The sequence below is a fragment of the Novosphingobium silvae genome, assembly GCF_009856825.1.
Lineage (GTDB): Bacteria > Pseudomonadota > Alphaproteobacteria > Sphingomonadales > Sphingomonadaceae > Novosphingobium > Novosphingobium silvae.
Genome location: NZ_WVTD01000029.1, coordinates 1 through 26,945, shown reverse-complemented (window position 1 = coordinate 26,945; position 26,945 = coordinate 1). Strand labels below are relative to the sequence as shown.

The following is a 26,945-nucleotide window of genomic DNA, read 5'->3' as shown; positions in this document are numbered from 1 at the left end:
TCATGTCAGCAACCGCAGAAGCCAGTAAAACCGGTGCGTTCCGCTGCGGTGAACGGCCCTCTAAAGCTACCCCTCGATTCGGTCAACACCCTTTTTCAAAAAACCATCACACTCCAAAAACGCAGCCGTCACCCATTCCAAACGTTCGACATCCGGGGCGCCATCGCCCATGCCCGAGCCTGCCGGAGCGAGGCGGGCCGGAGCCCCGTAAAGTCTGGTGAAGCGAGGATTATCGAAGCGATGGCAGGGTATAGTCGATGGAAGGTTGCGTTGGCCGGCCTCGCGGGCACCATCGTGGTGGGCACGGTCGTCCGCCTTGCGAGCCACCTGCCCCGACGTTCCCAGCCGCCCGGCCGTCCCCTTTCCCCGGTCGAGGACAGCAGCTTGTATCGCTCGACCAGGGAACAGGCAGCGCAGCACCCAGGCCTGTCTGGCGTCCATCTCCTCAGCGATGGCGTGGATGCCTTCGCGGCCCGCCTGCTGCTTGCCCGGGCCGCGGAGCGCACGCTCGACCTGCAATACTACATCTGGCACGGCGACCGCACGGGGACACTGATGCTGGAGGCTGCGCACGAAGCGGCGCAGCGCGGCGTGCGCGTGCGCCTGCTGCTGGACGACAACGGCATCACCGGGCTCGACCACATCCTTTCGGCGCTCAACGATCATCCCAACATCGAAGTACGCCTCTTCAATCCCTTCCGTATCCGGTTCCCCAAGGCGATCGGGTTCGTGGCCGACTTTGCCCGGCTGAACCGCAGGATGCACAACAAGAGCTTCACAGCCGACGGTGCAGTTACGATCGTGGGCGGGCGCAACATCGGAGACGAGTACTTCTCCGCAGGCGACGGCGCGCTGTTCGTCGATCTCGATGTCCTCGCGATCGGCCCGGTGGTGAGCGATGTGGAGGCCGATTTCGAGCGCTACTGGGTTTGCGAGTCAAGCTATCCGGCGGAGCAGATCCTTCCCCGGGTCAGCAAACGGCAGCGCGACAAGCTGGCTTCGCGTGCCTCGGTGGTGGAGAGGGACCCATCGGCGCGCCGCTATGTCGAGCGATTGCGGAGCCTGCCCCTTGTCCACGAGGTGAGGCAGGGCACGCTCGATTTCGAGTGGGCCCGGGTGGAGATGATCAGTGACGACCCGGCGAAAGTGCGCAAGGACATGCGCCGCCGGGACCTGCTCGCCGGCAAGCTGGACGGCGCCATAGGCGAGCCCCGCCGTGAGCTTGGCATCGTGTCGGGCTACTTCGTGCCCGGCCCCCGGGGCGCCGGCGAGTTGCAGGCCTTGGCGCGCTCCGGAGTGGCGGTGACCGTGCTGACCAACGGGTATGGTGCCACCGACGTGGCGCTCGTCCATGCCGGCTACGTCCCCTGGCGACGCAAGCTGCTGGAGGCAGGCGTTCGCCTCTTCGAAACGGCCGCGCAGGTGCGCGATGCGCCGACGAAGAAGCAACGGCGGCAGGGCAACCGCCTCGGCGTCGGCAGCAGGCTGCGCGCGACGGGCAGCGGTTCGTTCGCGGCGATGCGCTCAGGCGCTTCGACGATCCATGCCAAGACGATAACTGTCGACCGCAAGCGGCTTTTCGTCGGCTCGTTCAACTTCGACCAGCGATCGCTGCGGCTGAACACGGAACTGGGGTTCGTGATCCACAGCCCGCTGTTTGCCGAACATGTGTCGGACGCATTCGCGACGATCATCCCGGATGCCGCTTATGCCCTCTCGCTCGACCGGAAGGGGCGCCTGACGTGGAGTCCCGGCGAAGGGCTGCAGGCAAATGTCGAGACGCGCGAGCCCGGAATGCGGCTGTTCGACCGCCTGCTGATCGCGGTCACGTCGCGCATGCCGATCGCCTGGTTGCTCTAGGCAACCAGCCATCCGGCCGCCTGGAGCAGGTATGGATCAGCGCAGTGCCTTCAACAGATCCGCGTGGAACTCAGTCGGGCCCTGCACCTGCGGGCTATGCCCATAGTTCGGGTACGTGACGAGCCGAGAGCCGGGGATCCGCGAAGCCGCCGCGCGGGCAAGCCGGGGGTAGTCGCCCAGTCTTGCCTGCAGCGCCTTGTCTGCGCGGTTCTTGCCGATGGCGGTGTTGTCCTTTTCGCCGATCATCAGCACAGTGGGAACCGCGATGCGCTCGATCTCGTGGATCACGGGCTGGTTGAAGACCATGTCGGCGGTCAGCGCCTGGTGCCATGCCACGACATCGCCACCCGGCCCCTGATACATTGAGGCCAGCATGTCGACCCAACGGTCGTAGTCGGCGCGCCATTCGCCCGCGTAGTAGGTGCTTTGCTGGTAGGCCTTGATGCTGGCGCGGGTGGTCTTGCGCTCTGTAGCGTAGAGGGCATCGACAGTGGCGTTGGGAACGCCCATCGCGCGCCAGTCCTCGAGCCCCAGCGGGTTCACGAGCACAAGCTGCGACAGCTCTTTGGGATACTGCAGCGCGTAGCGCATGGCCAGCATGCCACCCATGCTGTGGCCGATCAGCACCGGCTTTTCCACCTTCAGCGCTGAAAGGAGCTCATGCGTGTTGGCGGCCAGCGTATGCAGGCCATACTGGTAACGCCCGGGCTTGGAGGACTTGCAGAACCCGATCTGGTCAGGCGCGATCACCCGGTAGCCCGCCCCTGACAGCGCGCGGATGGTTGCGTCCCAACTTCCGGCGCAGAAGTTCTTGCCGTGAAGCAGCACGGCGGTGCGGCCATTGGGCTTTTGCGGCCGCACATCGAGGTACGCCATCTCGACCTGCTCGCGCTGGCTTTCGAAGGCGTGGCGGGCGACCGGCCAGCCATAGGAGAAATCGGCAAGCATCGGATCCGCCATCGCAGGGGTCGCAATGCCGGCGGAGATCATCGCAAGGATCGGGCGCAAGGCCATCAGCGCGCTCCCGGTCCGGTGGATGGCACGATCCGCCAGACGGTGTTCGAGAGGTCGTCCGCAACGAGCAAGGCCTTGCGCCGCGGATCGAACGTCACGCCGACCGGGCGACCGCGCGCCTTGCCCTCGGCATCGATGAAGCCCGTGACGAAATCCACCGGCTTGCCGGCCGGACGCCCGTTGGTGAAGGGAACCCAGACGACCTTGTAGCCGGCAAGGTCCCGGCGGTTCCAGCTTCCGTGCTCACCGATGAAGGCGCCGTCCGAGTATTCGCCGCCAAAGCCTCCGCCGGTCATGAAGCCAAGGCCGAGCGCGGCGACGTGGGAACCAAGCGCATAGTCGGGCGCGATGGCCTTTCGCACCATCTCGGGTCTTTGCGGATGGACGCGCGGGTCCACATGGTTGCCCCAGTAGCTGTAGGGCCACCCATAGAACGCGCCCGGCCTGACGGAAGTGAGATAGTCCGGCACGAGCTGGGCCCCCAGTTCGTCACGTTCGTTGACCACGGACCAGAGCGACTGCGTGGCAGGATTGATGGCAAGTGCGGTCGGGTTCCGTATCCCCGAGGCGTAGACGCGGTGAGCACCGCTCGCCCGGTCGATCTCCCAGATGACCGCGCGATCCTCTTCCACAGCCATGCCGCGTTCGCCGACGTTGCTGTTCGAGCCGATGCCGACGTAAAGCTTGGTTCCGTCGGCGCTGGCGGTGAGCGCCTTGGTCCAGTGATGGTTCGGCTTTGCCGGCAGCTTGCTCACTTCCTCGCCGGGAGCGTCGATCTTCATCTGGCCTGCGCGGTAAGGAAAGCGCAGCAGCGCCCCCTGATTGGCGACGTAGAGATCGCTGCCCACCAGGGCGAGGCCGTAAGGCGCGTCCAGCCCGTCGATGAGGACGGACCTCAGCTCCGCGCGGCCATCGCCATCAGCGTCGCGCAGCAGGGTCACGCGGTTTCCGCCCTTGCTGCCGCTCTTGCCGAGGCTCTTGATGTAGCCGGCGATGACGTCCTTGGGCCGCAGCTTGGGAGCGCCGCCGCCGAGCCCTTCGGACACGAGCACATCCCCGTTGGGAAGCACCAGCATCTGGCGCGGAACATCAAGGCCAGTGGCGAGCGGGGTGATCGCAAAGCCGCTGGGCACGCTCGGCACGGCGTTGCCCCAACCGGCCGGACGGGCAATCTTCATCGGGGGAAGCAGCGTCTCCTGCCGCTCCGGCAAGGTAGGACGCGGGCCCGTCTGATCGAGCTGACGCTCCTTGCCGCAGGCCGACAGCGCAAGTGCGAGAACGATGGCGGAGACGGCTCCGATGCCATGCAACCTCATGCGCGCCTCCCCATGCCGAGAGTTGAGAAGCCCAGCCAGCCCGCGATGAGCACGGCCACCGCGGACACGATCGACAGCACCAGCCCCGTCATGCCGACCGAACTCCACCCGTCGCGGCTGTGATGGAAGGCGTTGACGAGACCGGCGATCCACATCACCGCCAGCAGCACCGGGTAGGCCCAGCTCATCCTGCCTCGCGCGGCCGAGACCAGGCCCCACAGCAGCACGAGGCCGCCGAACACCAGCGCGCCCGCGTTCAGCCACGCAGCGAAGTTCGACCACTGCATTTCCGAACTGTTGAGATAGGTGATGTCCGCCAGCAGCGCCGCCGGAAAAAGGGCGGTGGGAAACGCCAGCAGCGTCGCATGGAGCGGATGCAGCGCAGCCGGGGCGCGGGTGGGCGGCGGAACGAGCGGCAAGACTGTCTCCTTGGACAAAGGTGCGGCGCCAGCGGAGCACGAGCCCGCGGCACTGCCCGTGGCAATGCGCGCAACACCGCGAGGTTGCGTGACGACGTGTGTCTATCGACGATTGGCTTCGCGGCTCAACGCCCGCAGGCTGCCCCGGTCGCGATTTGTTACCCCATCTCCGTCGCGATGCCTTGCAAGATATGATACACAATGGTGCGGATCGCTTTCCAATCATCAGGACGGATGTTACGGCTTCCTGAAAGAACAGATGGGATGGGGGTTGAGCGGCGTGATCGCGAAGGTGGGACAGCTTGCGCTGAAATTCCGGGCCACTGCCATGCTGGGCGCAATTGCGCTTTCGCTGGGCACGATCGCGTGCAACCGCCCTGCGCAACCGGTCGAGGAAGCGCTGGTCGCCAATCCGGACGAGTGGCCCAGCTGGGGCCGCACCGGAAGCGAGGCGCACTATTCACCGCTTGACGAGATCGACACCGGCAACGTTGCAAACCTTAAGCTCGCCTGGCACTTCGACCTTGATCCCGGCTATTCCGCATCCACTCCGCTCATGGCCGAGGGCAAGGTCTTCCTGACCAGTGGCCATTCGCACATACGCGCGCTCGATGCGCAAAGCGGCAAACTCCTTTGGGAGTACGACGGCGGCACGCGTGAACGGGCAACGTCCGCGCTGCATCTGACATGGGGAAACAAAGGCATTGCCTATGATGGCGGCCACGTCTTCCTCGTCACCACCGATGGATGGGTGGTCTCGCTAGATGCCAAAACGGGTGAGGAAGCCTGGAAGACCTACGACTTCCCCGATAACTCACCCCGCAATGCCAACGGTGCGCCGCGGGTGTTCGGCGGCAAGGTGATCACCGGCTTCGGCGGCGCGGACATCAGCCCGGCACGCGGCTTCGTCAGCGCCTATGACGCGAAGACGGGGAAGCTCGCCTGGCGCTTCTACACCACACCCGGTGATCCCGTTACCGAGGCAAACGAAAAAGCCGAGGCGGTGATGCGCCGGACGTGGCCATCGGGCTGGACGAACCCCGATGGCAGCCGCCGGGGCGGCGGGGCGACTGCATGGAACGCCTTCAGCTACGATCCTGAACTGCGAATGGTCTACCTGGGCCTTGGCAACGGGTTTCCATACAACCAGCACAAGCGCAGTCCCGGTGGGGGCGACAATCTGTTCATCGCCTCGATTGTCGCCCTCGACGTGGATTCGGGCGAGTACAAGTGGCACTATCAGGTCTGCCCCGGCGAGCAGTGGGACTGCACCGCGACGACCGACATGACGCTCGCCACGCTGGAGATCGGGGGCAAGGAACGCCGGGTATTGATGCAGGCTCCCAAGAACGGCTTCTTCTACGTCCTGGACCGGCAGACCGGCCGGTTCATCTCGGCCGAGAAGATCGCCAAGGTCACCTGGGCCGACCACATCGACAGGAAGACCGGCCGTCCCGTCGAAAACCCGGGAGTGCGCTACAACGGCAAGCCCGGCTTGTTCGAGCTCTGGCCCGGGCCGTCAGGCGCGCACTCGTGGATGCCGCAGGCCTACAGCCCGCTTACCGGCCTGGTCTACATTCCCGTGCTCGAAAACGGCGCCCTCATCGGGGATGGCCAGAAGGGCGGCGGCGAGATCATGGCAGGCATGGGCGTAACGCTGCTGCCGGAAGTGGAGCTGCCCGGCAGCCACAGAAGCTACCTGAAGGCTTGGAACCCCGTCACCCAGACGGAGGCATGGCGCGCAGACCTGCCGGGCAACTGGCCAGGAGGCGTCATGGCCAGCGCAGGCGGCCTCGTCTTCCAGGGGCAGATCGATGGCAGGTTCGTCGCGCGCGATGCGAAGAGCGGCAAGGAACTGTGGTCGTTCAAGACCGAAAGCCCGATCGTCGGCGCGCCGATCACCTATCGCTTCAGGGGGCGGCAGTACGTGACGGTGATCACCGGCAACGGGGGGAACGGAGCGGGTATCAACTCACCCGGACTTGCCGCCTTCCGCACCGATTACCGCCTCCCCCGCCGCGTGCTGACGTTCGCGCTCGGCGGCAAAGACGTGATCCCTGCGTACGATATGCCCACGCTTGCTCCGCCGGCCGATCCGGACTTCACGCCCGACCTTGCCCGCGCACAGGCAGGTGCCGTGCTGTTCGGCACCCGTTCGTGCCTCGTGTGCCACGGCTGGAACGCGGTCGGCGGCGGCGCCGCGCCAGATTTGCGCTATTCGCCGACCATCACCGATGCAGCCACCTTCAGGGCGATCGTCAAGGAAGGTGGTCTCAAGATGAACGGAATGCCGCCCTTTCCCGCGCTTACCGATCAGGAACTGGAAACCATGCGCTTCTACCTGCGCGCCCGCGCCAAGGCGGCGCCGGCCGAGCAGCAGGCCCTTCTCGAGAGAGCGAAGGCGGCAAAGGCAAGCAATGCCAAACCGCGGGATTTCGCGGGGCGCTGGAACATTACCATCCAGTCTCCCGTCGGCCCGCAGAAGGCGGTCATGGACCTCAGGGTCGCCGGCAACATCGTCACCGGCAAAGTCGTGGCCGAGCAGGGCAGCGTGAATGTGGCAGGGGCGGTCAAGGACGGGCGCGCCAGGTTCCAGGGCAAGGCCTCGATGCCGATGCCCATCACCGTCAGCTACGATGTCACGGTACGTGACGGGCGGTTGACGGGCGAGAACGCAAACGGACCTTTCGGCACTTTCCCGGTGACAGGCGAACGGTAGGCGCTGCAAGCCCCGCTCACCGCCGCTCCTTCAACAGTGGGCCCGCATTACATGACGTTCCCCGGGCGGTCCTGACGCGCGAGGCCGCGCGATCAACGGAAATCGTGAGACTTGAAGCGTATGGCGTGCTCAGGGTCCATGCCTTCGGCGTGAGGCGGCCAGTAGCAGTTGCGCGGGGACGGGCTCCAGCTTCGGGTTGCCGGTTGATCGCCCCGGTCGGGTGCGCCGCCATGCTTCGCCCCGTCACCCCGGCCGGTTCGATGCGGGAACGACATTTCGCCCACCTGGTGCAGCAGGTCCCCGTGGTCGATGATCTTGTCGCAGATCACGTGGATCACCTCGCCTTCCTTCTGCACCCGGCCCTTGATGCCGATCATCGAGGCGGACATGACCGTGCGGCGCTGCGCCTCGAAGCGGTCGGGCCACAGGATGCCGTTCGCGACGCCGGTTTCATCCTCGATGGTGATGAACAGCACCCCCTTGGCCGAACCGGGCTTCTGGCGCACGAGGATGATCCCGGCGACTTCGACCTTCCTGCCGTCCGGGATGTTGACGAGATCGCCGCAGCGCGTGACGCCGCGCCGCGCCAGTTCGCCACGCACGAAAGTCAGCGGATGGGCGCGCAGCGATAGCTGCAAAGCGCGGTAGTCCTCGATCACCTCGCGGCCATCGGCAAGCGGGCGCAGCGTGACGCCGGGTTCGATCCCCTCGGCGCTGATCGCCCGGGCGGCGCGATCGGCGGCAGCGAACAGCGGCAGCGGCGCCTCGCCCAGGCCCCTCACCTTCCACAAGCCCTGTCGCCGATCGGCACCGAAAGCGTGGAAGGCGTCGGCATCGGCCAGCTTCTCGATCGCGGCGCGCTGCACGCCCGAGCGGCGCCACACATCCTCGACCGATTCGAACGGCGTCTCGCCCCGCGCGGCGACTATGGCGGCGCCGTCCGCGTTGGAGAGCCCGCGTACCTGGCGCAGGCCAAGGCGCACGGCTTGATAGCGGCCCCCCGTCCTCTCCAGCGTGCAGTCCCAGCGGCTCGCGTTCACGCAGACGGGGCGCACCTCGACCCTATGCCTGCGCGCATCGCCCACGATCTGTGCGGGCGCGTAGAAGCCCATCGGCTGCGCGTTCATCAAAGCCGCGCAGAAGACGTCCGGATGGTGGTACTTCATCCAGCTGGAGGCATAGGAGATCTTGGCGAAGCTGGCGGCATGGCTTTCCGGAAAGCCATAGGAGCCGAAGCCCTCCAGCTGACGGAAAGTGCGCTCCGCAAAATCGCGCGGATAGCCACGGGTCACCATGCCTTCGATGAGCTTCTCCGCGAAATGCGAGACGCCGCCGGTGAACTTGAAAGTCGCCATGGCCCGGCGCAGCTGGTCGGCCTCTGCAGGCGTGAAGCCCGCGCCGACGATGGCGACCTTCATCGCCTGCTCCTGGAACAGGGGCACGCCGAGCGTCTTTTCCAGAACCTCGCGCAGTTCGGGCCGGGGGTACTCGGGCGTTTCCCGCCCTTCGCGCCGCCGCAGGTAGGGGTGGACCATGTCGCCCTGGATCGGCCCCGGCCGCACGATCGCCACCTGGATCACCAGATCGTAGAAGCAAACCGGCTTCATGCGCGGCAGCATCGACATCTGCGCCCGGCTCTCGATCTGGAAGGTGCCGAGCGTATCGGCCTTCTGGATCATCCGGAACACGTCAGGGTCGTCTTCCTGCAGGTCGGCAAGGGTCTTGCGGATGCCCTTTGCCTCCTCGAGCAGATCGAACGCCCGCCTCATGCAGCCCAGCATGCCAAGGCCCAGCACATCGACCTTCATCATCTTCAGCGCATCGATGTCGTCCTTGTCCCATTCGATGATCTGCCGGTCATCCATGGCGGCAGGCTCGATCGGCACCAGGTCGTCGAGGCGATCATGGGTGAGGACGAAGCCGCCCGGATGCTGGCTCATGTGGCGCGGCACCCCAATCAGCTTGCTGGCGAGATCGAGCGTCAGGCGCAGCCGCCGGTCGGTAATGTCGAGGTTGAGTTCGCGCGCCTGCTTCTCGCCCACCCCTTCGGCCGACCAGCCCCATACCAGCCCCGCCAGCGAGGAAGTCAGGTCCTCGGGCAGGCCCATCGCCTTGCCCACATCGCGCACCGCTCCGCGCGCGCGGTAGCGGGTGACCACAGCGGTCAGCGCGGCCCGGTCACGTCCATAAGTGTCGTAGATCCACTGGATGATCTCCTCGCGCCGTTCATGCTCGAAATCGACGTCGATATCCGGGGGTTCGCGCCGTTCGCCCGAGACGAAGCGCTCGAACAGCAGCTGGTTTTTGACAGGATCGATCGAGGTGACGCCAAGGACGAAGCACACGCACGAATTGGCGGCCGAGCCGCGTCCCTGGCACAGAATGCCGCGGCGCCTGGCCTCGCTGACGATCGAATGCACGGTCAGAAAGTATGGCGCATAGTTGAGGCCGTCGATGAGCTTCAGCTCGTGGGCGATCTGCTTGCGATAGGCTTCGGGCACGTCGCCGCCGAACATCGCCTCGGCCGCCTCGGCCGTCATCTTCTCCAGCGCGGCCTGCGCGGTCAGGCCATCGATCACCTGCTCCTGCGGATAGTTATATGTCAGCTCGGAGAGCGAGAACGTGCACGCCTGCGCAATGTCGACACTGGCACGCAGGGCATCAGGATAGGCCTTGAAGCGGCGCTGCATTTCCTCCGGCGGCTTGAGCGCGCGATCGGCGTTGACCTCGCGCCGGTAGCCCAGCGTATCCACGGTGCAACCCTCTCGCACGGCGGTGACCACGTCCTGCAGCAGGCGCGCTTCGGGTTCATGGTAGAGAACGTCGCCTGTCACCACCGCACGCACGCCCGCTGCTTCGGCCTGATCCGCCAGTGCCGCGATGCGTGCTGCATCGTCGGGGCGGCGGCGCTGGAAAAGCGCCATGTAGCCCCGTGCGCCAAAGACGGTCCGCAGATCGGCAAGGGCCGCCTCGTTCCCGGCGTCCGCCTCGCGTGGCAGCAGGATGGCGATGATCCCTTGCGACCAGGCTTCAAGGTCATGCCAGTGCAGCAGGCAGGCGCCCTTCCCCGCCCGGTGCTTGCCGATGGTGAGCAGCCGGGTAAGGCGCGACCAGGCCGGTTTGTCCGTCGGGTAAAACAGCAGACTGCGCCCGCAGGAAAGATCCACGCGAGCACCTGCAATCAGGCGCACGCCGGTCACCTTCTGCGCTTCCCAGGCGCGCACCACGCCCGCCACACTGCCAAGGTCGGCGATGCCCAGCGCCGGGTAGCCCATCATCGCCGCGGCCGAGAACAGCTCGTCCGGGCTCGACGCGCCGCGCAGGAACGAGAAATGCGTGAGCACCTGCAGCTCGACATAGTCGCTCATGCGAAGACACCATGCATCCACCAGCTGAGGTCGCCGGTTTCGCTTTGGATGCCGTCGCCCCGGCGGAACACCCAGTAGCGCCCTCCCTGATCGTCCTCGACCCGGAAGTAATCGCGCACGGCCCACACTTCCGCATTGCGCCGCCACCATTCGCCATGGATGCGCTCAGGCCCGTCACCGGCTACCACATGGTGCGCCTGCCCCCGCCATTCGAACCGGCGGGGTGGCTGGTCCGGCAGGAGTGCGATCACCCGCGACAGAGGCTCCGGCCGCGCAAACAGGCGCACCGGGCGCCGCCATGAAGGCCATGTTCCCGGCTTCTCGACGGGGCTAGCCCGCGTGACGGCGCGTTCGGGCACATGGCTTTCCACCGGAGCCAGACGGAACACCGCCTGCGGCCCGATGCGGCCCGCCACCACATCGACAAGGCGCGCCGGATCGCTCACCTGGGTATCACCGGCAAGGACCGCTCTCAGCGCTTCGGCGGCAAGCGGCTCAGTGTGCGGGGCGATCAACCGGAATTGTTCGAGACCCATCCCCGGATCGATGCGCTCGATCCGCAGCTTCAGGAGCCGCAGCAGGTGCTGGGCATCACGCGTGGGCCGCGAAGTGCCGATGGCCACCATTTGCTCGCCGCCGTCGATACGCAGAGCGATCAGGCGCAGGGAGCGTGCGCCAAGGCCTCTGGTTTGCAGGACCTCGGCAAGATCGCGCAGCAGGTCCTCCATGACCTGGCCGATCGCCTCCGCGGTCCCGATGGGTTCCAGCAGGCGACGTTCGACGCTGGGCGGCGCGATGTCCTCGCACCCGGCGATCGGCTCTGCCGTTGCTCCCAGCGCCTGGTCGAGGCGATTGATGGTCGCAAGGCCGAGCCGGCGAGCGAGCGGGCCGCGCGCAACCGGAAGTAGGTCGGCAATCGTCTCGAAGCCGAACTTGCGCGCGGCGGCCAGCGCGCCGCCCGCCAGGCGCAGCGCGGCAACGGGCAGCGGCGCCACCGCCTCCAGCGTGCCGCCAGCGGGGACCACCGCAATGTCCTCGCGCCCAAACCGCGCCAGGGCATGCGCCGCGCCCGGCGTATCGGCGATGGCGACGCGGGCGGTGAAGCCGGCCCGGCGGCAGAAGGCGAGCAGGCGGTGGCAGAAGCGCGCCTCGCCGCCATGAAGATGGTCGCACCCGGTCAGGTCCAGCCACAAGCCATCGGGCGGCGAAACCGCGACGACCGGTGACCAGTGGCGAACCCCGAACAGCGCCAGCCGGTCGAGCAGCGCCGCATCGCCCTCCGGCTCCGCAGGCCGGAAATCGAGGTCCGACACCAGTGCGCGGGCATGGGTCGCCGCCATGCCGACAGTGATCCCCAGCGCTCTGGCTGCAGGACAAGCCGCGACGATCTCCTCGCGCCGACCGACCTTGCCAACCAGCGCCAGAGGCACGGCCCCTGCCGTCTGCGCTGCATGGATCGCACCACCGGCTGCCTGAGCCGCTTGTCGTTTGAAGGGGTGCTCCGCCGCTTCGGACCGGCGGCCAAGTTCGCGTATGGGGGGCTGCGCGTGGAGGGGCAGCGATGCGATCTGCTCCTCCACTTCGGCCCGCGAGCGTGCTTCTTCCCGCGCCCACCGCGCTCCCGGACGCCAGCCTCCGCCGCGCGGGACCGAGCAGGCGCCGGGATCGTCGTCGACCGGAAGCTGGAGCGCGGCGGCGCTAGGCCGCGGCGTGGCGAACCGTTCCTGCCGTCTCAACCGCTCGATGGGCAGAAACGGCAGGAACAGCGAGACGACCCGTCTCATCGCATCCCTCCACGATCAGCGAGAACCCCTCGCCGCCACGCTGGCGGGCCAGTTCGACCAGCCAGCGCGCACGTCCGACCCGTGCCGGGTCCAGCCGCTCCGACGGGGCGCTGGCGATCCGCCACCGCGTCCAGGCAGCGGAAGGATCGGACAGCGGATCACGGTCACGCCCGCGATGGCGGCGCAGCAACAGCACGGGGATGTCGGCGTCCGCCGCCGCAAGCTGCAGGCGCCGGGTGGCGACCATCGAGACTTTGCTCGCTTCCGCGACCACGGCGCAAGGCGTGCCATCGCGCAGCGCATCCTCCACCACGGCAAGCAGCGCGGCATCATCGCGTGGCTGTGCATAGATCACATCGGCCGATGCAAGGCCGGCCTGCTCCACGCCCGGCGCGTAAAGATCGTTGCGGCAGCTTGCCCACACTACCGGCCGCCCGCTCGATAGCGCCTCTCGCGCGGCGATGCCGGCCAGGAACAGGGTGGCTGCCGCATCATCGACCAGCGAGCATGTAAGCGCCGCCGCCTCATGCAAAGCCCCGGCCCGAAGACCGCCCCCACCCAATCCCGCATCAATGCCGGTCACGCCGAACGGTATGCTGCGCACATCCGCCACGGACGTGGCCAGCGTGCGCAGGTGATCGAAGCTTTGCGGCTGAGATGGCAAGGAGGGAACGGGTGGCATAATGGGCGAGACTCGAGTTTGTTCGCTATATGTTCCACCCAGATGCCGGCATCGTCAAGTCATGGAGCGGCCTCGTCATGGCCCACGGGGGACAAGCCTGTGCACACCGATGGCGTGAGCTGCGCCCCCGCCCGGCATTTGCCCGCAGAACATGGCCGATTCGTTCACTTCAGGTCGGATGCCGCGGCGGCAAACCCGTGGTCGATCCCGCCGCCCACAAAAAGGGCCGGCTGCCCGTTCCATACGTGCGGCGGGAGGTCGGCTTACCGGTACGACGCCAGCCTATAACTCGCGCCGAACCGGATAGATCAACGCGTAAGGATCCCGCTCCGGCAGGTGCGCCGTCAGCCATTCGAGACGGGCCTGCCCATCGCCGGCAAACTCGGGCTCGGCAGCCAGCTTGGCCTCGAAGGCGGCCTTCACGTCCGCATTCCCGGCCAGCAGCGCGTCGACCATAGGCGCGAGAACGAACGCTTCGGCGCCTGCAGGCCGCGAAAGCATCTCCGGAAAGAAGCCCCATCCCAGGAACGAATCCGGTGCTTCCGGCTCCAGCAGGGCGGCGGCAAGAAGCCCGAGTGGCTGATCCGAGGGAACGCGAATGGTGCCGGGGGGCAGCGTCTCGGAGATGCTCTCATGCTGGAAGGATGCCTTGAGCGGAAGCCGCCCGTCCTGCGCGCGCTGGACCTTCGCGTCGAGCAGACGCACGCGGTCGAGCGTCAGCGCACGGGGCGCGCTTATGGTCTCGAAGCGGATGCCGTGGAGGCGCAGCCGATCGATGACCTCGACCTGCTCTCGCGGCACCCACCACGCCTTGGGTAGCTTCACCGTCTCTACCGGATCCTGGCCGATGATGGGCATGCGCCACGTCACAGGCTTGCCCGTCCAGCGCTGTTCCAGACGGCCCGTGGCGGGCGACCGGTAGGTCTCGAACGCGACGCCCTTGAAATTCTCCACCCAGCCGATCGGCTGCTCCGCAGGCTTCCAGCGGACGAGCATGTCCGCAGGCCGGCTCGACCGATCCTGCGTCTTGGCGGCGACGATGCGGTCCTTGTCCTGCGCTGCAAGCTTCAGCGCCGCTTCCAGCAGCACGTAGGTGCCCAGCACGCGCTGGCGGTACGGCTTCAGCATGTGATTTTCGACCAGCACCGTCGGCACGCCGATAAAGTCGCCATAGCCGGTGGAGTAGCGGGGTCCTTCGGGTGCGTAACGGATCCCTTTCTCAGGCGTTCGCACATCTATAGGGCTCGGATAGATCGTGGGGACGTGCCCTGCCGCTTCAAGGGCATCTGTCACTTTCGGGCCAAAGCGGGTCATGAGCCAGTCAGCACTCGACCGGTGATAGGCGTAGGTTCCCCATCCGGCATACGTGAACGTCGTGTCGTACTGCATGTCGAAGCCATCGCTTACATGGCAGTCGATATAGAGGATCGGATCGAGCTTTCGAAGCAACGCGATCATCGCGCGTGTCTCAGGCGCATCCGCCTTTGCGTAGTCCCGGTTCAGGTTGATGTTGCGCGCGTTGCCGACATAGCCTTTCTCCACCGGGCCGCGAAGAGCCGGGAAGTTCCAGCGGCTCATCCGTTCATGCCCGTCGATGTTGTAGACAGGCACGAATACGAGGTCGACCTGATCGAGCAACTTGTCCTTTCCACGTATCGCGATGTCGCGCAGCAACATAAGTCCCGCGTCCTTGCCGTCGATCTCGCCGGAATGGATGCCTGCCTGAACGAGCACGACCGGTTTGTTCGAGCCGCCCTTGCTGGCACGCACGAGGAGCAGGTCGCGTCCCTCGCCGGTATGTCCGAACGTCTCGATGGAGATCAGCGGAGAAGCCGCGGCGAGCCGCTCCAACCAGGCGCGAGTCTCTTCGTAGCGCGGCGTGTTCGCGAAACCGTCGCGCTCGGCGGGAGTGATCCACGGATCGTTCCCGGGCGCGACCAGTCGCTTGCTTGCCCCGGACCAGGGCAGTTCGGGAGGCAGGATCGAGGCCGGTAAGCTGCTCGGTGCCGGGGTGGATTGGGCTCCCAGCGCCGGGCAGGCCAGCAGTGCAAGAACGGGCATGGTTCGCAGAATAGTACGCATACGACGCTTTGTTCCGAACGGTGTGGCCTGGCGAACCGGCAGGTACCAGATCGCCCTGTCGTGCATGAAGCATGCGGCAGACGATCGCTCCCCTCGGATCCGCAAACCGACACGAAAATTCACCGTTCAGGTTGCCTCCTTCTGAAAGTGATGTTACGAAATATCATTACGTTGCAATGCAGCATGGGGTTTACGAGTGCAATCGTCAATATCTTCGGGAGTGAAACGATCGGTTCGGGCAAGGATGACACCGTCGCGCATTGCGCTTGCCGTGGCCGCAGGCGCTCTGGGCGCCGCGCCCGCATCCGCGCAGGAGCTTGCGGATACTGAGGAACTTTCCGAAGGCGCCGAGCGCAACGCCATTGTCGTGATCGGCACGCGCACTTCGCGCGACATCACGTTGTCATCCGATCTCGCGACGGAAATCATGTCGCAGTCCAGCCGGTCTCTGGAACAGGACGTTCTGCGCGCGGCAGGCGCCTACCGCCTGAGCGACGCACTCGAACTGGTGAGCGGCAGCAGCCAGCAGAACAATCGTGGCGGTTTTGCGGACAACTTCGCCATTCGCGGCTTCCTGAGCACGGCGGACGGCGGCGGCGAATATTACGCGGACGGATTCATCGTTAATCGCGGCAGCGCGCCTGCGCGCGATCCGGCGACGATCGAGCGTGTCGAGATCTTGAAGGGGCCCGCCGGTGCGGTGTTCGGCGACATCGATCCGGCCGGACGCGTCAACATGGTGTCCAAGACACCGCGCTTCGCGCGTCATGCATCCGCGACGCTCACCTATGGCTCGTTCGACACCTGGCGGGGCGAACTCGATGTGACCGGCCCCCTGACGGACACGCTCGCCGCCCGCATCGTGGTCGCGGCAGAGGACAGCGACGGTTTCCGGGACTTCGTAGGACTGAAGCGCCGCGTGATTTCGCCTTCGTTGACGTTCCGGCCCTCAGGCGATGTGGAGTTCACTTACCTCGCGCAACGGATCATCTATGATTCGCCCTTCGACCGGGGCGTGATCGCGCTCGACCGCAACCCCGATCCGGCCGTGACCGACCTCGATGCCAATGCGCTGCCTGCCTCGCGCTTCCTGGGTGAACCCTCCAACGGCGACACCCGCGCCCGGGACACTCGCCATCAGCTGACCGGTGAAGCGAAGCTCGGCGGTAGCTGGTCGCTCGTGGGCGGCATCGCCTATCGCACCGGATCGCTGCGCGGCTTCTCGGCCGACCAGAACTTTCTCGCCACGGACGGACGGACCTTGCGGCGCCAGCGCCGCGAGCGCGGCTACGAAGTGGAGGACCTGTCTGCCCGCCTCGAGCTGCGCGGCAAGATCGAAGCCTGGGGCACCCACAACGCAAGCGTGGGCATCAAGGGCTACACGCTCGACTATCTGGAGTTGCTGAACCGTCGCAATCCCACGGCAGCCGACCCTTACGCGATCGACATTTTCGAGCCTGTCTATGGCGATGCGCAGGCTCTGCCGCTGCTGCCCAACATCGATCAGCGCGAGAAGAGGCGTTCGCTCACGCTGTACGCCCAGGACATGTGGGAAGTGAACGAGCGGCTCACTTTCGTCGGGGGCGTTCGTTTCGATACCTATCGCCAGAAGCTGACGAAGAACCTGACCGGCGCGGTCAGCGTCGCTGCCGACGAGCCGGTGAACTTCCGCATCGGCGGGCGCTACGCATTGACCGACAGTATCTCCGTTCACGCGAACTGGGGCGAATCCTTCCTTCTCAACTCGGGCAGTGGCAGCACCGGCGCCGCCTTCGCGCCCGAGCAGGGGCGCGGCTACGAGGTCGGCCTCTCAAGCCGGTGGCAGGCGCTCGATGTCGGGCTCACGTACTTCGACATCAGGAAGAGCAACGTGCTGACCACCGATCCGAACGACGTCAATTACCTGGCGCCTGTCGGTTCGCTCCGCAGCCGGGGCGTGGAGTTCGATGCCTCTTTGCGCCTGGGCCGTGGCTGGATTGCGGTGGCGAACTACGCCTACACCCATGCGCGCAACGACGACGAGAGCTTCGCAACGCCCTTGGCCCTCAACGTTCCCGACCATTCAGGCACCGTGTTCGTCGTTCACAAGTTCGATATGGGAACCGGGCGCGACTGGTCGCTGAGCGGGGGCGTCGCCTATGTGGGCGAGCGTTCCGGTGCGACGGACAGCACGGGTTTGATGCTGCCCTCCTACTGGAAGGTCAAGGCCGCGGCCGAAATCCCGATCACCGCAGCGCTGACCGCCCGCGCAGAGGTCGATAACCTCCTGAACGAGCGGTACGCCCAAAGCTCGTACAACCGCTTCTGGATCTACCCGGGTGCGCCACGAACGATCCGTGTCTCGCTGCGCGCCGAGATCTGATCGCCTGAACAAACTATCTCCACGAGGACATCATGACCTATCATGAGCCCAGCGGCTTGCCCCTGCTCATCGCCAATCTCGTCGTCGACTATGGCGCGCACCGCGTTCTGAACGGACTGGATCTCTCGATCAGGCCTGGAGAAATCTATGCCCTGCTGGGCGGCAACGGTGCCGGCAAATCCACCACCCTGGCGGCGATCATGGGCTTCGTGCCGCCGGCATCGGGCGAAGTGCGGGTGTGCGGTGTGGCCCCTGGCAGCGCGCCTGTGCAGGCGCGTCGCGCGATCGCCTACCTGCCCGAGAACGTCGCGCTCTACGAGCACCTGACGGCTCGGGAAAACATCCAGTACTTCCTCGGCATATCGTCCGAGCGCCGGACGAACGCAGAGATCGAAGCTGCCTTCAATGCAGCCGGGTTGCAGGAGGACGCCTTCAACCGCCGCGTCGCCGGCTTCTCCAAGGGCATGCGGCAGAAGGTGGCGATCGCTCTCGCGCTTCTGCGCCATGTTCCGCTGGTCCTGCTCGACGAGCCGACGAGCGGCCTCGATCCGCGGGCCACGCAGGACTTCAACCGGCTGCTTGGCGGGCTTCGCGAACGCGGTTCCGCCGTCCTGATGGTCACCCACGACCTGTTGAGCGCCGCAGACACCGCCGACCGCATCGGCTTCCTGGACGCTGGGCGCATCGTGCAGGAAAGCGTCGCCGAAGGGCCTGATCGCTATGACGTGCGCGCGCTCCACCGCCATTTCGCCCGGCCGGTCGCCGCATGAGCGCGCTTACTCTCATCGCACGGGACGAACTGTGGCTGATGCGCCGAAGCCGTGTATCGGTGATCGCCGCAGCACTTCTCATCGTGCTGGTCGTCATTGCGGGGATCACGTCTGTCGCACATCAGTCGAACGTCGCCGATACCCGCGCACGCCTTCAGGCGCAGGTTGACGAGGAGTTCGACAACCAGCCGAGCCGCCATCCGCATCGCATGGTGCATTTTGGGCACTTCATCTTTCGCCCGCTGCCGCCGCTCGCCGCCTTCGATCCCGGTATCGACGCTTTCACCGGCAATGCCATGTTCCTGGAAGGTCACCGCCAGAACAGCGCCAACTTCGGCGACGTGCGTCAGTCTTCCATCCTGGTCCGCTTCGGCCAGCTGACGCCGGCGTTCGTCCTCCAGACATTGGCGCCGCTGCTCATTATTTTCCTCGGGTACGGGGCGGTCGCTCGCGAGCGGGGCGCCGGCACGCTGCGCCAGCTGTTCATGCAGGGCGTGAGCGCAGGCACGCTGATCGCCGGCAAGCTCCTGGCGCTCGCGACGGTTGCCGCACTGATCGCCATTCCGGCCATGTCGGTCCTGATCTTCGTCGCAGCTCAGCCCGGCGCCGCCGCGGGACCGATCGCGCTGACGGCGGCAGGCTATCTGACGTACCTCGCGCTCTGGTCGATCATTGTCGTCCTCGTCTCCGCGTCCGTCGCTCGGCCGCGCAATGCGCTGCTGGCATTGCTCGGGCTCTGGTCCGTAACCGTGATCCTGTTGCCGCGCATCGCCCCCGATCTTGCCGCAACCGCCGTGCCGCAACCGACGCGACTTGAAACCGACCTGACCCTTCAGCGCGAACTGCGCGCCATGGGGGACAGCCATAACCCGGATGACCCGGTGTTCGCCGCGTTCAAGCAGCGCGTGCTGCGGCAATACGGTGTTCGCCGGGTGGAAGACCTGCCCGTGAACTACAAGGGGCTGCTGGCAGTCGAAGGCGAGCGGATGACCTCGGAGCTGTTCGACCGTTATGCAAGCGAAGGCTTTGCCCGTCAGGCACGGCAGAGCGCGACCATGGACGCGATCGGCACTCTCAGCCCCGCCGTCGCCATGCGGCGTCTGTCGATGGCGGCAGCCGGAACCGATCTTGCCGGCCACGCGCGCTTCCTCGATCAGGCGGAGGCCTATCGCTACGACCTTGTGCAACGCCTGAACCGCTTGCAGGCGGATGCCGTCAGTTTCGAGGACGACGCCGCCAAGAGTTCCGACACGGCCGCCGAACAGCGCAGCCGGATCGATCCGCACCATTGGCACGCCATGCCGGACTTCCACTTCGCGCCTCCGGAACCCGGCGATCTGGTACGCAGGGCATCGCCCGCTGCCGTGATGCTGCTGCTGTGGTTGCTTGTCCCGGCTCTTCTCCTTGCCCCTGCCGCTCGCCGTCTCGAAGGAGTGCGCTCGTGATCGCCTTCAAGAATGAATGGCTGCTGTTCCGCCGCTCGCGCCTCGGCCTCGTCATGATCCTGCTTCTGGCGGCACTTGCAATCGCCAGCGTCGTCGCCGGGCTGGTCGAGGTCGACCGCCAGCGCGCTGCGATCGAGCGCATCCACCCTCTGCAGAAGCAGGACGTTTCCGCCATCGCAAACTGGGTCACAAAGACCGGCACTGCGGGTGATGCAGCATACTTCACGTTCCACGAGACCTGGGACCCGCCCTCACGCCTCGCATTCGCCGCTCTGGGCATGCGTGATGTCTCGCCTTACCTGCTGCGCGTGCGTGCCCTTGGGCTGGAGAGCCAGCTATACGACAGCGAGAACTACAACCCCGAACTCGCCCTACCCGGCCGCTTCGACTATGCCTTCGTCCTGGTATATCTGGCCCCGCTGTTCGTCATCGCCCTCTTCCATGATCTGATCTCGGGTGAGCGCGAGGCGGGCCGCTTGCGGATGCTGGAGGCCACACCGGGTGCAGGGAGGCGGCTGTGGGTGCGTCGCATCGGCCTGCGCTATCTCCTGCTCGTGGCAAGTCTTGCGCTGCCGCTTGTCGCGGGCGGCATCGTTGCTGGCGCACATCTCCAGGGCATTGCCGCAATGGTTGGCCTTACCGCGGCCTACATGGCTTTCTGGGTGCTGGTAGCCTGGCTCATCGGCCGGTTGAACATCGGCTCTGCAGCCAGCGCGGCCAGCATGGCGGCCGCATGGCTGCTCCTTACTCTCGTTCTGCCAGCCCTCGCCCATGTCGCCATCACGCGCGCAGTGCCGGTCAACCAGGGCGTGGAACTGTCACTCGCCCACCGCGATGCGGTTCACGGCGCTTGGGACATCCCTCAGGAGAAAACCATGGCAGAGTTCTTCCGCTATCATCCTGAGTGGAGCGACACCCCGCCGACCGATGGGACGTTCCACTGGAAGTGGTACCTGGCGTTCCACCACGTGGCGGACCGCAGCGTCGCCCCGCAGGCGCAGAGTTATCGCCAGGGCCTCCTGGAACGCGATGAGCTTACCCGGTGGGTTGGCGCGGTGCTGCCAGCGGTAGGCGTGCAAGCTGCCTTCACCCGTCTCGCTGGCACCGACATTCAGGCGCAGCTGACTTATCAGGACCGCATCCGCGCGTATCACACCCGGTTGCGGACGTTCTATTATCCCTACTTGTTCAACGACCGTCCATTCACCGAGGCTGACTTCGCCAAAGCTCCGGTGTTCGCCCCGGGATGAGGTTTGAAATCGCACGATATCGCTATCATCGTGAAACCACGCTTTCCAGCGCGGAAACCACGTTTCAGACTACATACGTGTTGGACGCCCGTAGACGACTGTGGTCGCCTGAGCCTGCTAAAAGCGTCGTATTCAGAGGAAGGATATCTATCCGGGCGGACATCTGCGGACCCCATCAAACAGGTCCATGGCGGAGAGGGTGGGATTCGAACCCACGGTACGGTTACCCGTACACTGCATTTCGAGTGCAGCGCATTCGACCACTCTGCCACCTCTCCGCAAGAGATCGCGCTACAGCGGGAAGGCCCCGCCGGGTCAAGCGAAGCGCGCCGGTAGCCGACTTGATTGGACTGGGCAAGCCCGAATTTCGTTTTTTCCGCATGTCGGACCCACTTTTCGGGGAATGTTCCGGCGCTGCGCTTGTTTGGAACCCTGCTGAGACCTATGTCCGCTACCATGAACAGGGCGTCCTTCTTCTCCCCTCAGGCCGGGCGCGTCATCGACGCTCCGCGGCGGATCAGGGCGCGGTTTGCCATCGGCGACGTGGTTCGGCACCGCTTGCATGACTTCCGGGGCGTCGTCTTCGACATCGACCCCGTGTTCGCGAACAGCGACGAGTGGTACGAATCGATCCCGGCCGACGTCCGCCCCCCTCGCGACCAGCCCTTCTACCATCTCCTCGCCGAGAACGAGGAGGCGAGCTACGTCGCCTATGTCAGCCAGCAGAACCTCCTGGGGGATCCCGAAGGCGGCCCGGTGGACCACCCTTCCCTTTCACAGATGTTCGACGCCTTCGACGACGGGCGATACCACCTGCGCCGCAGCCTCGCGCACTGAGCGCGTAGTGCCGGCCCGTCAGCCTGCGAGCGATTGCTGGTGAGCGTGCGTCTCGCGTCCCTGCAGCATGCGGCTGATCTGGCTTGCGGGTACCGGCGGCGAAAGCAGGTATCCCTGCACCTCGTGGCACCCGACGCGGCGCAGGAATTCATGCTGCTCCTGCGCTTCCACCCCTTCGGCAGTCAGGCATAGTCCGTTTGCCCGGGCAAGGCTGACGATCGCTTCGACGAGCGCCGCCCCGGCATCGGTGTCGACGACGTTGACGAACGAACGGTCGATCTTGATCCGGTCAACTGCGAAATCGCGGATATGGCTCAGTGAGGAATATCCCGTACCGAAATCGTCCAGCGCGCAGGCTATCCCCATGCGCCGAAGTTCGGAAAGGGCCCGTGCGACCTCTCCCGAAGCGGCCATGAGCGCGGTTTCCGTCATCTCGAGTTCAAGCCGCTGCGGTGCAAGGCCGGCTTCCGAGAGGACCTGCCGCACCATGTCCACGAACTGGCGACTGCGCAGCTGCGTGGGCGACACGTTGACCGCCACGCGAAGGTCCGGCCACTGCCGCGCGTCACGGACCGCCTGGCGCAGGACCCATTCGCCAAGAACCTCGATCAGGCCCGATTCCTCGGCCGAGCGGATGAAACCGGCCGGCCCCATCAGCCCGCGTTCCGGGTGCCACCAGCGTAGCAGCGCCTCCACCCCGACCATCCGGCCGTCGTTCAGGTCATGGATGGGCTGGTAGTACAGCATGAGCTGGCGGTCGCAGTCGGCGAGCGCGAGGCGCAGGTCGCGGTAGCTCTTTTCGCGTGAGCGCACGTCACGGTCCATGTCCGGCGTGAAGAAGCAGTAGCGACTGCGGCCCTCCGTCTTGGCCTTGTAGAGCGCGATGTCCGCCTTGCGGGTGAGTTCGGTGCGATCGGTTCCGTCACCAGGGGCGACCGCGATGCCGATGCTCGCCCCGATGAAGGCCTGAGATCCCTCAAGGTCGAACGGCCGCTCCAGTTCGGCGACGATGCGGGCGCAGATACTCTCCACCGCCTCGCGGTCTGCAGGCTCGCCGATGAGGATCGCGAACTCGTCGCCTCCGAGCCGGGTTACGAGGTCGTAGCTGCGCACCTCCGCAACGAGGCGTTCTGCCACCTGCCGGATCAGCGCGTCTCCCGCCGGATGCCCCAGCGTGTCGTTCACCTGCTTGAAGCGATCGAGATCGATGTAGAGCAGCGCCAGAAGACTATCGTGGCGCCGCGAGCGCGCGAGCGCCTCGTCCAGCCTCTGCTCGAAAGTGGCGCGGTTGCCGAGACCGGTGAGGTCGTCGTGCATGGCCCGGTGATGGGCGTTGCTGCGGCTTGCCTCAAGGTCGAGCGTACGGCGGGCGAGGCGACTTGCCAGGACGTAGATCACCGCGGTCGAGAGCAGCAGGACCAGCACCAGCGTGGGCCCCAACGCCGCGATGACCTGGCGCCCGGGCGCGAAGGGCTTCCAGACGAGGTAGCCGATGGTCTTGCCGTGACGGTCGAGAACCGGCACCGAATGGCTGTTCCCCTTGCCGCTCGCCGTGATCGCGTAATGGGCGTCAGCCAAGCCATATTGCCGCCCGACCCTCGCGAAGAAGTTCTCATCGAGGTACACCACGGCAACGTGGAGGGCTTCCGACCCGGGTTCCTGCCGGGCGAGAGGTGTATCCGCGAGGATGGGTTTGACGCTGACGATGGCCGGGCGCCCGCGCACGATGGCCAGATCGCCCCGCCCCGGCGACAGCATCGGCAGGCCGCCGTTGGTCCGCTTCTGGACGGTTCGGGTAGTGCGCAGGAGACGCGCCAGCGGAGCTGCCGTGTCCTGCACGGCCACGTAGGTTTCCGGAACGGCGTTGCGCCCGTCGCGCATGGCGTAGATCGGCCGGTCGCGGGCATCGAGAATATAGACCTCGTCCACTCCCGCGTATTCGCGGAACCACGAGCCGAGGTTCTCATCGAGCCACGCCTTGTCGGGAGGTGTTCGGCGGACCTGCCGCACTGCCTCGTCCCAGACGGTGGAGGATTCCTGGGCGTGGGCCACCCGCTCGACCGCCTGCGCAAGCACGAGGGCGACGATCCCCCGGTCGCGCTCGAGAGCGATGCGATTGGCCTCGCTGCCGGACCAGCCGAGGAGGGCAAGCAGCAGTCCGAGCATGAACAGAGCTGCGAGAACCACCGGCGCGGTGAAGCGCACGATGGTCTTTCGGCGATTTTCGCTTTGCGCTTTGCCTGTGGCCACAAGGGCCAAATGCGCGAGAGCGGATAAATTTTCGTTAATGCTGGCTTCGTATCTGACGAACCTGCCTTGATTTGCGGCGGAAATTCAGCCCTTCAGCTTCCAGCCCGAACGCAGCACAAGGAACACGATGATCGCGAGGACCGCATCGACGAGGCCGATGCCGATCGCGCTGTGCAGCACGGCCATGTTGGTATCGCCGATGTCGCTTGCCCCCAGGAAGCCGAAGCGGAAGCCGGAGATGACGTAGAAGAACGGATTGGCCCGGCTGATCGCCTGGAAGACAGGCGAGAGATTGTCGATCACGTAGAAGGTGCCCGACAAGAGCGACAGAGGGGCGATGACGAAGTTGGTGACGGCCGCGTTATGGTCGAACTTCTCCGCCCAGATGGACGACAGGAAGCCCAGCAGCGCGAGGAAAACCGAGCCCGCAAGGCCGAACCACGCGACGGCCCAGGGGTGCGCCATCGACATGTCAATGCCGGGCCACAGCAGCATGGCGGCGGCGAGCGCCAGACCTACCAGCAGCGCGCGGGTAACCGCGGCCGCGACGATCGCCAGCATCAGCTCGCCCTCGGTAAGCGGCGGCATGAGGAAATCGATGATCGTTCCCTGTATCTTGCCCGCCAGAAACGAGAAGCTGGAATTGGCGAAGGCGTTCTGCATCATGCCCATGACGATGAGCCCGGGCGCCACGAAGGTCGCGAAGTTGACGCCGAGCACTTCCCGCCCGCCGCGTCCCAGCGCGACCGTGAAGATGACCAGGAACAGCAGCGTGGTAATCGCGGGCGCCCAGATCGTCTGGGTCTGCACCTTGAAGAAGCGCCGCACCTCCTTCATATAGAGCGTCTTGAGCCCGACCCAGTTGACCTGGTGGATCACGGGCTCGCCCTTTGCCGGAAAGCTGGCGCGGACGGAAGGGGCCGGATGGTCGGCGGGTCCAAGGATCCCGGCGTTGTCCGGCAGCGCAGTCGAATGGGGTTGATCGGCCATGGACCGGCGACTATCGGCTGTAGCCTTCCGAGGCAAGCGGCGCCTGGATGTCCGGGGCGATTCCGGGGTGAATTCCCCGACGCCCCTCGAAACGATGGAACTGGAATGAGCTGGACGGACGAGCGGATCGAGAAGCTGACCAAGATGTGGGAAGGCGGTGCCACTGCCAGCCAGATCGCGGACGAGCTTGGCGGAGTGAGCCGCAACGCGGTCATCGGCAAGGCACACCGCCTCGGCCTGAAGGCGCGCCCTTCTCCGGTGAAGGCGAACGAGAAGCCGTCGCGTCCCGCCGCGCCAAAGAAGCCCAAGCCTGTCGAAGCCGCTCCGGCGCCTCGCGCTCCCGAGCCGCAGGCGGAAGCGCCCGCCGCTCCCGTGCGTGCTGCTCCCCCGCCGCAGCCGGCGCCCGCTCCGCGCGCTCCCGAGCCGGCACCCGCCCCGGCGGCAGCCGAAGCTCCTGCACCGGTATCGGACCGTCCGCGCGTCGTTTCGGTCGGTCCGGGCGGCTTCCTTCGCCAGGGTCCGGGCGACCAGCAGCAGCCGATCCCGCCTGCGCCGCCGCGCCGCCTCGTGCCTGCCAAGCCCAGCGCGGAGATCGCCGACAAGACCAGCCTCCTCGACCTCAGCGACCGCGTGTGCCGCTGGCCGATGGGGCACCCGGGCGAACCGGACTTCCATTTCTGCGGTGAGAAGGTGAACCCCGGCTTCCCGTACTGCGTGGAGCATTGCGGCCGTGCCTATCAGGCGCAGCTGCCGCGCGGCGCCCGTCGTACTCCGCCGCCGCTGCCGTTCGGCGGCCCGCGCGTCCGCTAAGGGCAAGGCGGTTTCGATGCGCGGGCGCATGGCACCGAAGGCAGGACTGGCGCTGCTCGCGCCCATCGCCCTCGCCCTCTCGCCCGCCATCGCGCAGGACAGCGCTCCGGCGCCGGTGCCTGGCGCCACGCCTGCACCTGCTCCCGCGCCGGTCGATTACGCCTATGTCGCGATCACCGTACCGCAGGGAACGATCACCCTGGCGCTCGATCGTACGCATGCGCCGATCACCACCGCCAACTTCCTCAAATACGTCGACACCCGGCGGCTGGACGGCGCGACTTTCTACCGCGCGATGCATCTGGACTGGGGAGACGAGAATGCCGGGCTGCTGCAAGGCGGCCTGCAGGGCGTGAAGGTCCTGCCGCCGATCGCGCACGAACCCACGAACGTGACCGGCCTGTCCCACAAGGCAGGGACGATCTCGATGGCGCGCTTCGCTCCCGGCAGCGCCACGGCCGACTTCACAATCATGATCGGCGATCTCACCTCGCTGGATGCGAAGCCCGGGTCGGACAATCCCGACACCCGCGCGGGCTTCGCCGCCTTCGGCCATGTCGTTTCGGGGATGGACGTGGTCATGCAGGTGTGGAACGCGCCGCTATCGCCGACAAAGGGCGAAGGGGTGATGCGCGGTCAGATCCTGGAGCCGCCGGTGAAGATCATCTCCGCCCGCCGCACGAGCGCGCCCACAGCCACGCCCTGAAGGGCCCTCCACCAGCCGCGATGCCGGACATGATCAGGGCTCAGGGCAGCAGGAATACCACGTAGCCCCGGAAATGCGGATCGCGCGCAAGGTTCTCCGGCGCCCGCCACTCTCCGCCTTCCACCAACGCAATGCGGTACGGCATGCCAAGCCGGTAAGCGGTCAAAATCCCCCACATTCTCATGATTTCGCGATTTGGTAGGTGTTGAGCCTTGCATTTGCGAGGTGGTGATGAGTGGTGATTTCGAAACCAGTTTCGAAACTGAAAGGGGTGGGAGGGC

General features: G+C 66.1%; 18 protein-coding genes, 1 tRNA gene and 1 pseudogene. 9 read left to right on the top strand and 11 right to left on the bottom strand.

The features are described 5' to 3' along the window. The first annotated feature begins 270 nt into the window (after positions 1–270). Positions 271–1,860, top strand: a complete 1,590-nt coding sequence (locus GR702_RS20450; protein WP_202408402.1) for a phospholipase D family protein — start codon at positions 271–273, stop codon at positions 1,858–1,860. A gap of 36 nt (positions 1,861–1,896) precedes the next feature. Here GR702_RS20450 and GR702_RS20445 read toward each other — a convergent pair whose 3' ends face one another. From GR702_RS20445 to GR702_RS20435, 3 genes are read right to left on the bottom strand one after another with little or no spacing between them, the layout of a single operon-like run. Continuing rightward, positions 1,897–2,874 (bottom strand): alpha/beta fold hydrolase, encoded by a 978-nt coding sequence (locus GR702_RS20445; protein WP_160987404.1) that lies wholly within the window; start codon positions 2,872–2,874, stop codon positions 1,897–1,899. Then, positions 2,874–4,190: a PQQ-dependent sugar dehydrogenase gene (locus tag GR702_RS20440; RefSeq protein ID WP_160987403.1), complete on the bottom strand. Its 1,317-nt coding sequence runs from the start codon at positions 4,188–4,190 to the stop codon at positions 2,874–2,876. The genes GR702_RS20445 and GR702_RS20440 overlap by 1 nt, the downstream gene beginning before the upstream one ends. Beyond that, positions 4,187–4,609 (bottom strand): DUF2231 domain-containing protein, encoded by a 423-nt coding sequence (locus GR702_RS20435; RefSeq protein WP_237449845.1) that lies wholly within the window; start codon positions 4,607–4,609, stop codon positions 4,187–4,189. Before GR702_RS20435 ends, GR702_RS20440 begins: the two co-directional genes overlap by 4 nt. A gap of 280 nt (positions 4,610–4,889) precedes the next feature. Here GR702_RS20435 and GR702_RS20430 point away from each other — a divergent pair, with 280 nt between their 5' ends. Then, positions 4,890–7,328, top strand: coding sequence for an outer membrane protein assembly factor BamB family protein (locus GR702_RS20430; protein WP_337192660.1), 2,439 nt, complete (start codon positions 4,890–4,892; stop codon positions 7,326–7,328). 92 nt (positions 7,329–7,420) lie between these two features. Here the strand turns inward: GR702_RS20430 and GR702_RS20425 are convergent, their stop codons facing one another. The 4 genes from GR702_RS20425 to GR702_RS20410 form a co-directional block, all read right to left on the bottom strand. After that, positions 7,421–10,696: an error-prone DNA polymerase gene (locus GR702_RS20425; RefSeq protein ID WP_160987402.1), complete on the bottom strand. Its 3,276-nt coding sequence runs from the start codon at positions 10,694–10,696 to the stop codon at positions 7,421–7,423. Next, entirely contained in the window at positions 10,693–12,480 is a 1,788-nt protein-coding gene (locus GR702_RS20420) for a Y-family DNA polymerase (protein ID WP_337192659.1), read from the bottom strand. The genes GR702_RS20425 and GR702_RS20420 overlap by 4 nt, the downstream gene beginning before the upstream one ends. Continuing rightward, positions 12,395–13,162, bottom strand: coding sequence for an ImuA family protein (locus tag GR702_RS20415; protein WP_237449843.1), 768 nt, complete (start codon positions 13,160–13,162; stop codon positions 12,395–12,397). Before GR702_RS20415 ends, GR702_RS20420 begins: the two co-directional genes overlap by 86 nt. A 282-nt stretch (positions 13,163–13,444) precedes the next feature. Beyond that, positions 13,445–15,244, bottom strand: coding sequence for a M14 family metallopeptidase (locus GR702_RS20410; protein WP_160987401.1), 1,800 nt, complete (start codon positions 15,242–15,244; stop codon positions 13,445–13,447). A gap of 244 nt (positions 15,245–15,488) precedes the next feature. On the opposite strand from GR702_RS20410, the gene GR702_RS20405 reads away from it, so the two are divergent. Genes GR702_RS20405 through GR702_RS20390 form a run of 4 tightly spaced genes read left to right on the top strand, consistent with a single transcriptional unit; the run spans position 15,489 to position 21,071 of the window. After that, positions 15,489–17,606 carry a TonB-dependent siderophore receptor gene (locus GR702_RS20405; RefSeq protein WP_160987400.1) on the top strand — a complete coding sequence of 706 codons (2,118 nt, stop codon included), beginning with the start codon at positions 15,489–15,491 and terminating at the stop codon, positions 17,604–17,606. 32 nt (positions 17,607–17,638) lie between these two features. Then, positions 17,639–18,376: an ABC transporter ATP-binding protein gene (locus GR702_RS20400; protein WP_160987399.1), complete on the top strand. Its 738-nt coding sequence runs from the start codon at positions 17,639–17,641 to the stop codon at positions 18,374–18,376. Beyond that, positions 18,373–19,821, top strand: coding sequence for an ABC transporter permease (locus GR702_RS20395; RefSeq protein WP_160987398.1), 1,449 nt, complete (start codon positions 18,373–18,375; stop codon positions 19,819–19,821). Before GR702_RS20400 ends, GR702_RS20395 begins: the two co-directional genes overlap by 4 nt. After that, positions 19,818–21,071: a DUF3526 domain-containing protein gene (locus GR702_RS20390; protein ID WP_337192658.1), complete on the top strand. Its 1,254-nt coding sequence runs from the start codon at positions 19,818–19,820 to the stop codon at positions 21,069–21,071. The genes GR702_RS20395 and GR702_RS20390 overlap by 4 nt, the downstream gene beginning before the upstream one ends. 188 nt (positions 21,072–21,259) lie before the next feature. On the opposite strand, the gene GR702_RS20385 is transcribed toward GR702_RS20390, so the two are convergent. Further along, a tRNA-Ser gene (locus GR702_RS20385) sits at positions 21,260–21,349 on the bottom strand. A 178-nt stretch (positions 21,350–21,527) separates the two neighbouring features. On the opposite strand from GR702_RS20385, the gene hspQ reads away from it, so the two are divergent. Next, a complete protein-coding gene (gene hspQ, locus GR702_RS20380) occupies positions 21,528–21,908 on the top strand; it encodes a heat shock protein HspQ (RefSeq protein WP_160987397.1) in 381 nt (126 codons plus the stop codon). A gap of 18 nt (positions 21,909–21,926) precedes the next feature. Here the strand turns inward: hspQ and GR702_RS20375 are convergent, their stop codons facing one another. After that, positions 21,927–24,113: an EAL domain-containing protein gene (locus GR702_RS20375; RefSeq protein ID WP_160987396.1), complete on the bottom strand. Its 2,187-nt coding sequence runs from the start codon at positions 24,111–24,113 to the stop codon at positions 21,927–21,929. Positions 24,114–24,242: 129 nt separating this feature from the next. Then, on the bottom strand, positions 24,243–25,148 hold the full coding sequence (locus GR702_RS20370; protein ID WP_160987395.1) for an ABC transporter permease: 906 nt from the start codon (positions 25,146–25,148) through the stop codon (positions 24,243–24,245). A gap of 105 nt (positions 25,149–25,253) precedes the next feature. Between GR702_RS20370 and GR702_RS20365 the strand changes: the two genes are divergently transcribed. Further along, positions 25,254–25,958 carry a GcrA family cell cycle regulator gene (locus GR702_RS20365; protein ID WP_160987394.1) on the top strand — a complete coding sequence of 235 codons (705 nt, stop codon included), beginning with the start codon at positions 25,254–25,256 and terminating at the stop codon, positions 25,956–25,958. 28 nt (positions 25,959–25,986) lie between these two features. After that, positions 25,987–26,664, top strand: coding sequence for a peptidylprolyl isomerase (locus tag GR702_RS20360; protein ID WP_160987393.1), 678 nt, complete (start codon positions 25,987–25,989; stop codon positions 26,662–26,664). A gap of 40 nt (positions 26,665–26,704) precedes the next feature. Here GR702_RS20360 and GR702_RS22460 read toward each other — a convergent pair. Further along, positions 26,705–26,945: pseudogene (locus tag GR702_RS22460) on the bottom strand (hypothetical protein); the annotation flags it as partial.